Source organism: Acidobacteriota bacterium (genome assembly GCA_034211275.1).
Lineage (GTDB): Bacteria > Acidobacteriota > Thermoanaerobaculia > Multivoradales > JAHZIX01 > JAGQSE01.
On sequence record JAXHTF010000190.1, the window covers coordinates 1 to 12,959 of the forward strand.

The window sequence follows — 12,959 nt, forward strand, 5'->3', positions numbered from 1 at the left end:
AATGACGTGACATCCCGGAGGAGCTGTTGCAGGCGGCCAAGCCCCATCTGTGCTTCTCCCACGTGATCAAAGGCCAGCCGGAGAATATGGGCCTGCTGCGGGAGGTGCTGAAGAAGCGCTGCACCCTCATCGACTATGAGCCCATCGTCGACCGCTTCGACCGCCGGCTGATCTTCTTCGGCCGCCACGCCGGCTACGCCGGGATGGTGGACGCGCTGTGGACCTTCGGCCGGCGCATGGAGCACGAGGGCATCCAGACTCCCTTCGCCGCCGTCCAGCCGGCGCACCGGTATCGGAGCGTCGACGACGCCGAGCGCTTCCTCGCCGAAGAGGTGGGGCAGGAGATCCGGGAGCACGGCATCGACCGGGCCATCCACCCCCTGGTGGTGGGCTTCACCGGCGGCGGCAACGTCTCCCAGGGTGCCCAGGAGATTCTCGACCGGCTGCCGGTGGTGGAAATCGAGCCCAGCGACCTGGAGCGCCTGAGCACCTCCGAAGCCCCTTCCCGGCGAGCCATCTACAAAGTCGTCTTCCGGCGCCAGGACCGCTTCCAATTCAGTCGCCATCTGCCTCACCTGACCGTCCTGGTCAACGGCATCTACTGGGAACCGGGGCACCCCAAGCTGGTGACCCGGGGCAACTTGCGAGAGCTGTGGCGAGGCCAGCCGCCGCGACTGCGGGTGATCGCGGACCTTTCCTGCGACATCGAGGGCTCGGTGGAAGCCACCGTGCGCACCACCACCCCGGAGCAGCCGGTCTATGTCTACGATCCGGAAACCGGCGAAGCCACCGACGGCGTCGAGGGCCACGGCCCGGTGGTGCTGGCGGTGGACAATCTGCCGACGGAATTCCCCCGGGACGCCTCCGACAGCTTCGGCGACTCCCTCTTCCCCTTCCTATCCGGTCTGGTGGCGGCGGACTACGACGTCAGCTTCGAGCACCTGTCGCTGCCGGCGGCGGTGCTCAACGCGGTCATCGCCCATGGCGGCGAGCTCACCCCCCGCTATCGCTATCTCGAAGAACACGTCCGAGCCGAGTCTTGACCGAGTCAGCAAAAAGGAAAGCGCGATGAAGAAAGCATTGGTTCTCGGGGCCGGCCTGGTGGTCAAGCCCCTCCTCGACGAGCTCTCCCAGCGGCCCGACACGGAGGTCCAGGTCGCCGCCCTCAACATCGAGCGCGCCGAGGAGCTGGTGGCCCAGCGCCCCCACGCCAGCGCCATGGAGCTGGACATCAGCGACCGCGCCGCCCTGCAGAAGGCTGTGAACGACGCAGCCGTGGTGATCAGCCTGCTCCCCGCCGACTGCCACGTGGCGGTGGCGGAGTGCTGTCTGGAAGCGCGGGTGCCGCTGGTCACCTCCTCCTATGTCAGCGACGGTATGCGCGCCCTCCACTCCCAGGCCCGGGAGCGTGGCGTACTGCTGCTCAACGAGACCGGCCTGGATCCGGGCATCGACCACATGATGGCCATGGAAGTGATCCGTCGGGTGCGCGGAGAGGGCGGCGAGATCCTCGGCTTCACCTCCTACTGCGGCGGACTACCGGCGCCGGAGGCCAACGACAACCCCTTCGGCTACAAGCTCAGCTGGAGCCCCCGAGGAGTTTTGCTCTCCGCTCGCAGCTCGGTGCGCTACCTGCAGGACGGCAAGGTGGTGGAGCATCCCCACCCCTACTACCCCGACGCCCTGCGCTCGGCGCAGGTGCCGGGGATCGGCGAGCTCGAGGTCTACCCCACCCGCGACTCGCTCAAATACCGCGAGCCCTACCACCTGGAGGAGGTTCCGGATCTCTTCCGCGGCACCTTCCGGTACCCGGGCTGGGCGCGCACCCTCATCGCCCTGCTGGAGCTCGACCTGCTGGATCTGGAAGAGCGCGACCACGCCGGCGCCACCTACGGCGAATGGCTAGCCCATCGACTGGGCCTGGAGGGAGGCACCGGGAGCGGCGAAGAGCAGCTCGCCGGAGCCCTCGCCGAGAGGCTCGAGAAGAGCGCTGGCGAAGCGCCCTCGGAAGCCTCCTCCCCACTGCAGGCGATCTCGGCGCAGGAGGTAGCGCAGCGCTTCCGCTGGCTCGGCCTTCTCTCCTCCCAGCCGCTGCCGGCGCAGTACGGCGCTCCCCTGGACCTGGTGGCGCACTTGCTCCAGCAGCGCATGCAATACGCCCCCGGCGAGCGGGACATGGTGGTCCTCGAGCACCACTTCCTCACCGTCAATGCCGCCGGCCGGAACGAGCAGGTCACCAAGCGGCTAGTGGCCTACGGCACCGCCGGTGACGACTCCGCCATGGCGCGCACCGTGGGCACTCCGGCGGGTCTCGCCAGCGGCCTGATTCTCGACGACCGGATCAGCCTCACGGGAGTTCACATTCCGGTGTCGGAGCAGCTCGCCGACCCCATCCTCGAGGCCCTGGCGCAGCGCGGTCTGGAGATCGAGGAGCACGTCACACCGGTGGATTGACGCGCTCCAGCGGGAAGGCGACGAAGACCAGCAGATTCCAGGTCAGGTGAGTGAGGGTGGGGGTGACCAAGCTGCGGCTCCACAACCGCTGCGCCGCCCACACCAGGCCACACACCAAGGCCAGCGCAAAGAGCACCGGCGAGCCGCTGCCCAGCTGGGGCAGGGTGTAGATCAGGCTGCTGAGGACTACCGCCGCCACCATCCGCCGGCCGCCCGCGGCGTTCCCCAGCACGGCATCCATCAGAACGCCGCGCCAGATGCACTCCTCCGCCACCACCACCACGACCAGCACCGGCAGCGCCGCCACCAACCCCGGCGGTGCCGCCAGGTCGGCGTAGAGCCCGCGCACCTGCTGCGCCAGGTTGGGCAGCAGGGCCACCGTCACCGGGTAGAGGAGATGGGTGAGTAGAGCCATGACCACACCCCCCGCCAGCCCCTGGAGCACGTTGCCCGGCCGGGTTCGGAAGAGCCGGCGCAGGGCCGGGCCGTCCACCCAAAAGCAGAGGGTCATGGCGAGGGCCGCCGCCATGCCGGTGGACAGCCAGACGCTGACCCGATCCCGGGTCGCCAGCGCCGCCGCGAAGAGCAGGCAGGATCCCGCCACCGCGGCGTAGAGCCGCCAGGCTGGAGCTGCCGGAGCTCGATCCCGCTCCCGGGACCGGCTCATGAGGCGCCGCCCGGAGCGGCCCTCTGCTGCGTCCAGTCGTGAGCCAGAGCGCGGAGGCGGCGGAGAGCGGCGGGGCTCGGAGACTCGGGATTCTTCTCGTCCTTCAGGGCCTCTTCGTCCGATAGGCACAGCTCGATGGCTCTCTCGAGCTCCGTCGGACGAGCCTGAAGGCACGGGGCCGGCAGCTGGTCCCAAACGCTCTCGCCGGAGGGCAGCAGATCCGAGGTCAGCCCCTGCACCAGCTCCCGGGCCAGAGCCCAGCGGGTGCGGGTCACCAGAGCGATCCAATAGCTCGACAGCTTGGGCGTCAGCACCGGCACGTCCAGCAGCAGCGGCCGGCGACCCAGCCGCGCCGCCACCCGCTCCAGGAGCTCGCGGTGGGTCAACGCCTCCGGCCCCGGCAGATCGAGCCAGCGGCTCTCCGCCAGCGGCAAGGAGAGGCTCGCCAGCAGCGCCAGCACCACGTCGTCGATGAATACCGGCTGAGAATGATTGCGCAGCCAGCGGGGCAAGATCATCGCCGGCAGCCGCGCCGCCAGATCCCGCACCATCTGCCAGCTGGCGCTGCCGGCGCCCATGACCATCCCCGCCCGTAGCTCCAGCGCCGGCACCGGGCCGGAGCGCAGCACCTCGCCGGTGCCCAGGCGGCTACGCAGGTGGCGCGAGGCCTCGCCCGCCGGCGCCACCCCGCCGAGATAGACGATGCGCTCGACGCCGGCCTCGTGAGCGGCGGCAGAAAACGCCTCGGCGGCACGGCGTTCCCGCTCCTCGTAGCGCCCGTCGCCGCCCATCTCGTGGATCAGAAAGTACGCGAAACGGCAGCCCTCGAGAGCCGGAACCAAGGTCTCCGGATGGTCGACATCGAGGCGCACCCAGCGGCGCTCCGGCCGCCGGCGGGCCGCCGCATCGGGCCGTCGGGTCGCGCAGCGCACGGGATAACCGGCGGCCTCCAGGGCAGGATAGAGATGGCGGCCGACGAAGCCCGTGGCCCCGGTCAGCAGCACTTCCCCAGACGCATTCTCCGCCCCGGGGTCCCGGTGGGTGTGGGGAGATTCTTCGCTCACCACCCGAGGCTATCCGAGCCGGAGCCGGCGGTGAAATCCGGTCCTCCTACAGCATCGGCAGGGTGGGCGCCAGCCCACCAAATCAGCGAGCGAGCCGCAGGTCAGGAGTCACCGGCTGCAGCGTCCGCCTCGGCGTCCTCCACCGGCTTGTAGAGACCGTCGAAGGCCACCCCCAACTCCTCGCCACCGTCCGGCGACTCCTCGATGAGCTGGCGCACGGTGCCGTCCTCGTTGGGAGTGAAGGTCATGCGGTAGGGCACCACCCGGCCGTCGGGATAGCGGTGCTCGCCGGCGAAGCGCATGGCGCCGTTCTCGAACTTGCCGCTGACGTCCACCACCGTGCCCCGGCTGTCGGTCCAGATCTGGCGCCAGACCTTCAGGCCCGGGTCATAGAAATTGACGCTGCGGCCAGTGCTGCCGGAGGCGGACTGCCAATTCTCCACCACCACACAGCCCTGCTCCGTCCGCTGAATGTGGTTGTGTCCCGCCAGCTGGCCGTTGGGGCCGTAGACTTCCCAACGCCCGAGCCAGAAATCGAATTGCTCGTAGACCTCGTCGAAGGCGCAGGGGCGGGCATTGACCTCCGCCCGCTGCACCGCCGCCTCAAAGCGCTCATCCTGCTGCAAAGACTGCAGGTCGGGGTCGGTGCGCAGGCGGTCGGGGACCGGGAAGCCCCGGTCCAGGGCCACGTCGAGGGCGGCGAAAGCTTCGTCCGCCCGTCCCAGGGTGGCGTAGGCGCCGGCCTTGCGATAGGCGACTCCCAAGGGCGAAGTGCCGACCTCCGCCGCGCGGTCGTAGGCTTCGAGAGCCGCCTCCGCCTCACCCCGGCGCAGCTGCGCCTGACCGAGCATCATCCACAGACCGCCCTGGGAAGGATCCTCCGCCAGCAGCGCCTCCAGCTTCGCTGCCGCTTCGTCCCACTTCTCGGCCTGGATCAACGCCATGGCTTGTGCCTGAGGGGATGGGGCCTCGGGGGATGGGGCTTCCTGCGCCACAGCGGGAGCTACAGCCCACCAAGACGCCAGAACGAAGCCAAGGGCCACCAGAGCTACAGCAGCCCGGCGACAATGATTCACCAGAACGGGTTCGACGGATCCTTCGCGCATGATGTCTCCTTCAGCAGAACAATAGTCCGCTGATCATACCGCCCTGACCCGCCGGGGCTCAGATCACCTTCCAGAGCCAGGTGGCCTTGTCCATGCGGCGCCGGATGCGCTGGATGTGATTCTGATAGCCGCGGCTGCCGCTCCCCGGATGCCAGCTGGAAGGCCGAGGCAACGAAGCCGCCAGCGCCGCCGCCTCCGCCACGCTGAGGGCCGAGGCCGATTTGCCGAAATAATGCCGCGCCGCCGCCTCCGCTCCGTAGATCCCCGGCCCCAGCTCCACGACGTTGAGATAGAGCTCCAGGATCCGCCGCTTGGAAAGCTCCCGCTCCAGCTGCATGGTGAGCAGCCCCTCCTTGACCTTGCGCCAGGGGTTGCGCGACGGCGAGAGCCAGAGATTTTTCACCAGCTGCTGGCTGAGGGTGGAGGCTCCCCGCAGCGGCTTGCCCTCCTCCAACGTCGCCTTCAGCGCCGCCTTCACCTCCTCCGTGGCGAAGCCCTGGTGATCGAAGAAGCCGATGTCCTCCGCCACCAGCACCGCCCGCTTGAGGTGCGGCGAGATCTGGGAGTAGGGCACCGGCTGCCAGCGCACCGCCGGCTCCTCACCGGCCCGCCGAGCGCGCTTCTCGTAGGCGTCGATGAACGCCGTGGATTCCGGATTCGCCTCCGCCAGCTCCGCCACGTCCGGCCAGGTGACGAGCTGGTAGAGCACCGACACCACCAACAACGCCAGCGCCCCCCACAGCACCCGCCGGCCCCACCGCGGCCGGGGCCTGCCACCTTCCTCTTCCGCACGGTCTCCCGCCCCTGGTTGCGCACTCTCTTGCGCCTCCGGCGCCGGAGCCTCCCCGGCCTCCGCAGCAGCGGACTCCGGCTCCAACCGTCGGGGGGATTCCTGCTCGTCGTGGGGGTCCATGGCGTAGTCGGCTCCGTGTGCGGAAATTCTCTTGGGCTGGCTCGTAGCCGCAGACTACTGCATTGACGAAGTGTGCGATCCGAAGATCTTCCAAGCCCCGCAGAGGCGGAGGCATCTAGCCTGGGGCGCAAGCCCCGGGTATGGGATCCGAGGAATTCCCGAGCCCCGGAGGGGCGGAGGCATCTAGCCCGGGGCGCAAGCCCCGGGTATGCGATCCGAAGATCTCCCAAGCCCCGGAGGGGCGACAGAAACTGTCCTGAAAATACCCCCGACCGCAAAGATCTATTTTTCATTCTCGCGGGTGATTCGAGAAGTCCCCCCGACTGCTAGCATCGACGGCGGAAATTCTGAAGATGCCGTCCCCTCCCCCAGATCCCAACCCGCTGCAGCCGAGCCTCGGCACCCTCCGCCGCCGCCTCGGCGCCTTCGTGGCGGAGCGCCATCCCCACGCTCTGGAGCTTTGCCTGGAGGTTTTCGATCAGGCCGTGACCGCCGGTCCTGGAGCTGGCGACCTGGAGGAGCTGGCTCGGCGGGTGGCCGACGGGCTGACCCGAGCCCTCCAGGGGCGCCTGGAAAAAGCCAGCGGGGAGCATTTAGGGGAGACCATCCCCGGGGTGACGGTGGCGGAACGACTGGGGCAAGCCCGGGACGAGCTGGTGGCGGCGGTGACAGGCTGCCTTCGGCGGGAGATTCTTCGCGCCTCCCTCACCGCCGACGAGCGCCGGGAGCTGCTCCGCGGCATGCTGCTGACCCGCGCCGCCGACAGCCGCCTCAAGACCCTCTTCACCAGCGGCGAGCTGCGCTTCGAGAACCGGCCCTTCCAGGGCAAAGGCTTCCGCTCCTTGGGTCAGGAGGCGGTCTATGGCGCGGCGCTACGGCTGCGGCGGGGCGAGAGCCATCGGCGGGACGACGGCTCCTGGGGCGGCGACGTGGTGGCGCCGTTGATCCGCGATGCCGGCGTCGCCCTGGCCATGGATCCTTCCGCCGACGGCGTCTTTCGGCTGCTCAACGCCCAGGGCGGCAAGGCCGGACCGCCCATGGACGGCAAGGATCTGCACCTGGGGGACTTTTCCCGCGGCATCCTCCCCCCCACCGCTCCCCTGTCCATCGCCACCGCCACCGTCACCGGCCTCGCCCTGGCGATGCAGCGGGAAGAACAAGGCCGTATCGCCGTGGCCTTCATCGGCGAGGGCGGGAGCTCGCTGGGGGAATGGCACGAGGCCCTCAACTTCTGCGCCGCCCGGCACCTGCCGGCGGTCTTCTGCGTGGAGAACAACCAAACCGCCCTCTCCACCCCGGTGCACCAGCAGGCGGCGGTGCGCACCTTTGCGGACCGGGGTCTGGGCCACGGCGTCCCCGCCTGCACCGTCGACGGCACCGACCCGGAGGCCATCGCCGCCGCCTTCGCCTGGGCCGCCCTCCGCGCCCGCCAAGGGGTGGGGCCAACCCTCGTCGAGCTGGTAGCGCTGCGCATATGCGGCCACGCCCATCACGACGACTCCCTCTATCTGGGCCACGATCCGCGGCCGGGGTGGGGGTATCCGGAGCTGCGGGAGGGCGGCTACGGCGACCCCGAGGCCTTCCGCTTCTGGGCTCCCAAGGATCCGCTGGTGACCTACCCCCAGCGGCTGATGGAGGCCGGCCTGCTGACCTCGGAGGAGCTGGAGGCTCTGCGAGAGGAGGTGACGGCGGTGGTGGACGAGGCCACCGAGCGCCTGGTCGCCGCCCCTTGGCCCGAGCCAGCAGTCGCCGGCCGGGGAGTGCTCGCCGACGAGCCCCGGCGCCGGCACGTGGAGATCCTCGACCAGCGTCCGGCGGCGGCACCGCCCTTCCCCGAACTGCCGAAGGTCGAGGCCGGCAGCCCCTTCGACCCCGACGGAGCAACCTTCTTGGAAGCGCTGACCCAAGGCATCGGCGAAGGCCTGCGTCACGACCCCGAGGCCTTCGTCCTGGGCCAGGACGTGGGTGCGCCCTACGGCAACGCCTTCCTGCTGCTGCGCCCACTCCTCGACGAGCTGGGAGAGCGCATCGTCAACGCTCCGCTGGCGGAGAGCGCCATCCTCGGCGCCGCGGTGGGTTCGGCCCTCGCGGGCATGCACCCGGTGGCGGAGATCCAATTCAACGACTTCGTCGCCACCGGCTTCAATCAGCTGGTCAACAACGCCGCCATGCTGCGCTACCGCTGGGGCGCCTCGGTGCCCATGGTGGTGCGCCTGCCCTGGGGCGGACTGCGCTCCGCCGGCCCCTTCCACAGCCAGAATACGGAAGCCTGGTTGTACCGCGTGCCGGGCCTCAAGATCGTCGCTCCCTCGACCCCGGAGGACGCCCGCGCCCTCTTTCTCAGCGCCCTGGCGGATCCGGATCCGGTGCTCTTCTACGAGCACATCGCCCTCTACCGCGACCCGCGGCGGCGCCAGCGCCTCGAGGCGTCCCCGCCACTGCCGGGGACGGCGGGGCATGTACCCCTGGGGCGGGCTGCCCTACGCCGCGCCGGCTCGGATCTGGCGATCCTCTCCTACGGTGCTTCCGTCCACCTGGCCCTGGAGGTCGCCGAGGAGCTGGCCCGGGACGGCGCCCAGTGCTCGGTGCTGGACCTGCGCTCTCTGGCCCCGCTGGATCTGCCGGCGGCGCTGGCGGTGGCGGGCCATTGCGGCCGGGTGCTCATCGTCCACGAGGACCACCGCACCGGCGGCATCGGCGAGAGCCTGGCGGCGAAAATTCAGGAGCAGGCGTTCGAATATTTGGACGCCCCGGTACGCATCCTCGGCGCCCTGGACACACCGGTTCCCTACTCGCCGCCGCTGGAGCGCGAGTATTTGCCGGGCAAGGAGCGCATGGCTACCGCTGCCCGCAAGCTGTTGGAATATTGAGGGAGTGTCGAGCGAAAGGCCGCGCGAGCTCCGTTGAGACTTGGCCTAGTTGAGATCGAGGCGCCGCACGCCGTCCCCGAGGCGAGCCCCGGTGGAGACATAGCCGATGGCCCCGCGATTGTCGCGCACGAAGGCGATGACCTCGGCCTCGCTGCCCTTTTCCGGCGGCGAGGAGTTGCGCCCGGTGAAGATCTGCCGCTGCCAATACTTCTTGATGGCGTTGGGGCTCCGCTTGAGCACCGTCTCCGAGAACGCCTCGCGAACCGACGCCGGCTTGGACAGGTCCACCGGCTCCACCGGCGTTCCGTCCTCCCAGGAGGTGTCCTTCTTGAGGAAGAAGTCAGCGGCCTGGTCGCGACTGACGGACTGGTACGGGTTGTCCTCGTTGACGATGAGCTGGAATCCGGTCTGCGCGTCCGACGCTGGAGAGATCGTCAGCAGCGCGAGGAGCAGAGCCAGCAAGAAAAGTCTTTTGCGCTTCATCAAGAACATTCTAGATCACTCCAAGTGCCGATGGCCTGTCACCTCGAAACCCTGAAGAAAGCAGGCCGTATCTGGACCGCTGGGTCCCGGGGGGGAAGGACCTTTTCTGTGCCCTCGACGGCGGGCCGCTCGACGAGCAGCATGCGACGAAGGAGGGCACCCACGGCGATGGATAATCCTAGTGTAGAACAAATCGCCCCCACCGGACCATAGAAATATCGATCACCAGCCCGGGGGCCGTCTCCCGACGGTGCTCCACCACCCACTCTATTCTTCTACGATCCACCCACGCCCGGGTTACGATAGGGAGCAACAATCATGGGACATCAACTCCGACTCGCCTTCCGTAGCCTGCGGCATCAGCCGGCCTTCGCCCTGGCGGCGCTCTTGACCTTGGCGTTGGGCATTGGCGCCACCACCGCGCTGTTCACGGTGGTGGACGGAGTGTTGTTGCGGCCGGTGGCGGTGCCGGAGCCGAATCGGCTGGTGCACATCTGGCAGCACAATTTCGATCTCGACCTGCCTCGCTTCACCGTCTCGCCGCCGGACTACCTGGACTGGGTGGAGAACACCACCAGCTTCTCCCAGCTGGCGGCGGCGCAGAACGGTGAGTTCAATCTGGTGGGGGATGGTGATCCGGTGCGGCTGCTGGGACAGCTGGTCACGGAGCGGTATTTCTCCACCCTCGGTTTGGACATGGTGCTGGGGCGCAGCTTCAGCGTGGACGACGTCCAACCCGGAGCGACGCCGGTGGTGGTCCTCGGCCACACCCTGTGGCGGGGCCGCTTCGGCGGCGATCGGTCGATCCTCGAGAGCACGGTACGCATTGACGGGCAGGCCTACACGGTGATCGGAGTCGCGCCGGAGCATCCGCTGCTGGAGCGGGAGATCTGGCTGCCTTTGTCCTTCGAGTCGCCGGAGGAGTTGCGCGGCGCCCACTTCATCCGCGTCTTCGGCCGCCTGGCACCGGGCGTCAGCCTGGAGCAAGCCCAGCAAGAGCTGGAGCGTATCTCCGACCAGCTGGCCATCGAGTACCCGAACACCAACACCGGCTGGGGAGCGGGCATCGAGCCCATCCGGGAGCTTTTCGTGGCCGACGCCCGCGACGCTCTCTACACCCTCCTGGCGGCGGTGCTGGTGGTGCTGCTCATCGCTTGCATCAACGTCGCCCATCTACTGCTGGTACGGCTCTCGGCCCGCCAGCGAGAAATCGCCGTGCGCACCGCTCTCGGTGCCAGCCGGCGCCAGGTGATCACCCAGGTGCTGCTGGAGTGCGCACTGTTGGCGGTGGGTGGCGGAATCCTGGGCGTCGCTCTGGCGCTGGGCGCCACCCGGGCCCTGCTGGCCCTCAACCCCGACGCCATCCCCCGCGCTTCGGAGGTGGCGGTGGATAGCCGGGTGCTAATCTTCGCCTTCGCCCTCTCGCTGCTCACCACCTTGATCTTCGGCCTGATCCCCGCACTTCGCGGCTCCCGGCCGAACCTCGCCCCGGCGCTCAAGGAAGGAGGCCGTTCGCAGATCGGTGGCAGCCGCTGGGGACGCCAGTCTCTGGTGCTGGTGGAGGTGGCCCTGGCGGTGGTGCTCATCGCCGGCGGCGGCCTGCTGCTGCGCAGCTTCGCCGAGCTCACCGCAGTGAGTCCCGGGTTCAATCCCCAAGGAGTCATGCTGGCGGAGCTCGGCCCCTCTCCCAACGACTACCCGGAGATGGACGATTTGCGGCTCTTCTACGAGCGCCTCTACCAGCGCCTGGGTATCGGCCAGGAGGAGCCCTTGCTGCCCGGGGCTGAAGCCGTGGGGACCGTGTCCCCGCTGCTCATGGGCCGCGGCATGAGCGTGCTGGTCTTCTCCATCGAAGGCCGTCCGCTGCCGGGGCCCAACGAGGCACCGCTGGCGGTGATCCACGCCGTCAGCCCCAACGCCCTGCAGCTGCTGGAGGTTCCGCTGCAGAGCGGCCGCGCCCTGACCCTGCGAGACGACTCCCGGGCTCCGCGGGTGGTGTTGATCAACCAGACCGCCGCCGAGCGCTATTGGCCCGGTGAGGATCCGGTGGGCGAGCGCCTGACCTTCGGAGCGCCGGACAATCCGGAGGCCGAATGGCTCACCGTCGTCGGCGTGGTGGGCGACACCCGCACCCGCAGCCTCGGAGATCCCTCCAACGCGACCTTCTTCCTCCCCGAGCTGCAGCAGCCCATGCGCCAAACCACAGTGCTCGTCCGCGGCCCCGGCGGTCCGGAAGCCCTGGCCAACACGCTGCGGGACGCCCTGGCAGAGGTCGACCCCGGGCTGCCGGTGTTCAATCTGCGCAAGATGGAAGCGGTGGTCGCCTCGGCCGTGGCTCAGCCCCGCTTCAACACCCTGGTGCTGGGACTCTTCGGTGGTCTGGCTCTGGTGTTGGCCACCATCGGCGTCTACGGCGTCACCAGCTATTCGGTCAGCCAGCGGCGGCGGGAGATCGGTATCCGCGGCGCCCTGGGGGCGGACCGCCGGGGACTCTTGAGCTGGGTGTTGAGGGAGGGGATGAAGCCGGTGCTGCTGGGAGCGGTGGTGGGCGTCGGGGTCTCGGTGGTGGCGATGCCGCTGCTCCGCGGGATGATCTACGGCGTCGAGCTGCGGGATCCTTGGAGCTTCGCCGCCGCGGTGGCGGTGCTGGTGGTCGCCGGGCTCCTGGCCTGCCTGCTCCCCGCCCGCCGCGCCGCCGGCATCGATCCGGCGGAAGCGCTGCGCTATGAGTGAATGAGGGCTACGAGGGAGGGACCGGGGCTCAGTGCCGGATCGCCGGCTCCGCGGACTCTTCCTGTCGCAACCCCGCCGGCACCGCCTCGACGAAGATCTTCGACGCCGCTCCAAAGCCCAGGTTGACCCGCTCGCCACCGGGCAGAAGCCGTAGCTCCACGGTCTCCGCCGCCGCATCCCGCTCCTCCACCGTCATTCGGCAGCCGGGCATCAGCCCCTGGCGCTCCACCAAGCGCAGGAAGGCGCTGCTCTGGTCTCGCACCCGGGCAACCCGGCAGAGCGCCCCCAGCTCGCAGCTGAGCAAATCCTGATACTCGGCCTTGGGCACCACTCCTTCGGCGCTGGGGATGGGATCACCGTGAGGATCGACGGCGGGAAAGCCGAGCATCTCGTCCATGCGCGCCACCAGACGCTCTGACACCACGTGCTCCAAAGCCTCCGCCTCTTCGTGGACCTCGGTCCAGTTGATCCCCATGATCTTGACCAGAAAGAGCTCCACCAGCCGGTGGCGCCGGAGCACCCGCACCGCCAGCTTGCGGCCGGCGTCAAATTTCTTCAATCGTCTGCCAACCAGCCTCAATCAAACCTTGAAACCACCCGCTCAAGTTTGTCACCTTACCAGACAAGTTCGGGAGTGGGTCAAGCGCAGCCTTGGTATGGACTATCGGC

At 68.9% G+C, this 12,959-nt stretch carries 10 protein-coding genes; 4 read left to right on the forward strand and 6 right to left on the reverse strand.

All coding sequences use genetic code 11. The features are described 5' to 3' along the window. Positions 1-26: 26 nt before the first annotated feature. Together SX243_21110 and SX243_21115 are read left to right on the forward strand one after the other, a co-directional pair. Complete coding sequence (locus SX243_21110) at positions 27-1,043, forward strand: hypothetical protein (protein ID MDY7095484.1); 1,017 nt, start codon at positions 27-29, stop codon at positions 1,041-1,043. Between the two features lie 25 nt (positions 1,044-1,068). Next, complete coding sequence (locus SX243_21115; protein MDY7095485.1) at positions 1,069-2,454, forward strand: saccharopine dehydrogenase C-terminal domain-containing protein; 1,386 nt, start codon at positions 1,069-1,071, stop codon at positions 2,452-2,454. Here the strand turns inward: SX243_21115 and SX243_21120 are convergent. The 4 genes from SX243_21120 to mtgA all read right to left on the reverse strand — a co-directional run bounded on the left by SX243_21120 (position 2,438) and on the right by mtgA (position 6,204). Next, entirely contained in the window at positions 2,438-3,121 is a 684-nt protein-coding gene (locus tag SX243_21120) for a CPBP family intramembrane glutamic endopeptidase (GenBank protein MDY7095486.1), read from the reverse strand. The two genes, SX243_21115 and SX243_21120, sit on opposite strands and share 17 nt — an antisense overlap. Continuing rightward, positions 3,118-4,185 (reverse strand): NAD(P)H-binding protein, encoded by a 1,068-nt coding sequence (locus SX243_21125; protein ID MDY7095487.1) that lies wholly within the window; start codon positions 4,183-4,185, stop codon positions 3,118-3,120. The genes SX243_21120 and SX243_21125 overlap by 4 nt, the downstream gene beginning before the upstream one ends. A gap of 101 nt (positions 4,186-4,286) precedes the next feature. Then, complete coding sequence (locus tag SX243_21130; protein MDY7095488.1) at positions 4,287-5,291, reverse strand: tetratricopeptide repeat protein; 1,005 nt, start codon at positions 5,289-5,291, stop codon at positions 4,287-4,289. Between the two features lie 58 nt (positions 5,292-5,349). Continuing rightward, positions 5,350-6,204: a monofunctional biosynthetic peptidoglycan transglycosylase gene (mtgA, locus tag SX243_21135; GenBank protein ID MDY7095489.1), complete on the reverse strand. Its 855-nt coding sequence runs from the start codon at positions 6,202-6,204 to the stop codon at positions 5,350-5,352. A 353-nt stretch (positions 6,205-6,557) separates the two neighbouring features. On the opposite strand from mtgA, the gene SX243_21140 reads away from it, so the two are divergent. Then, positions 6,558-9,074: a thiamine pyrophosphate-dependent enzyme gene (locus SX243_21140; GenBank protein MDY7095490.1), complete on the forward strand. Its 2,517-nt coding sequence runs from the start codon at positions 6,558-6,560 to the stop codon at positions 9,072-9,074. Between the two features lie 45 nt (positions 9,075-9,119). Here the strand turns inward: SX243_21140 and SX243_21145 are convergent, their stop codons facing one another. Continuing rightward, positions 9,120-9,557 carry a phosphate ABC transporter substrate-binding protein gene (locus SX243_21145; GenBank protein ID MDY7095491.1) on the reverse strand — a complete coding sequence of 146 codons (438 nt, stop codon included), beginning with the start codon at positions 9,555-9,557 and terminating at the stop codon, positions 9,120-9,122. A 318-nt stretch (positions 9,558-9,875) separates the two neighbouring features. Between SX243_21145 and SX243_21150 the strand changes: the two genes are divergently transcribed. Next, positions 9,876-12,290, forward strand: a complete 2,415-nt coding sequence (locus tag SX243_21150; GenBank protein MDY7095492.1) for an ABC transporter permease — start codon at positions 9,876-9,878, stop codon at positions 12,288-12,290. 28 nt (positions 12,291-12,318) lie between these two features. Here SX243_21150 and SX243_21155 read toward each other — a convergent pair whose 3' ends face one another. Then, complete coding sequence (locus tag SX243_21155) at positions 12,319-12,849, reverse strand: metal-dependent transcriptional regulator (protein ID MDY7095493.1); 531 nt, start codon at positions 12,847-12,849, stop codon at positions 12,319-12,321. Positions 12,850-12,959 lie beyond the last annotated feature (110 nt).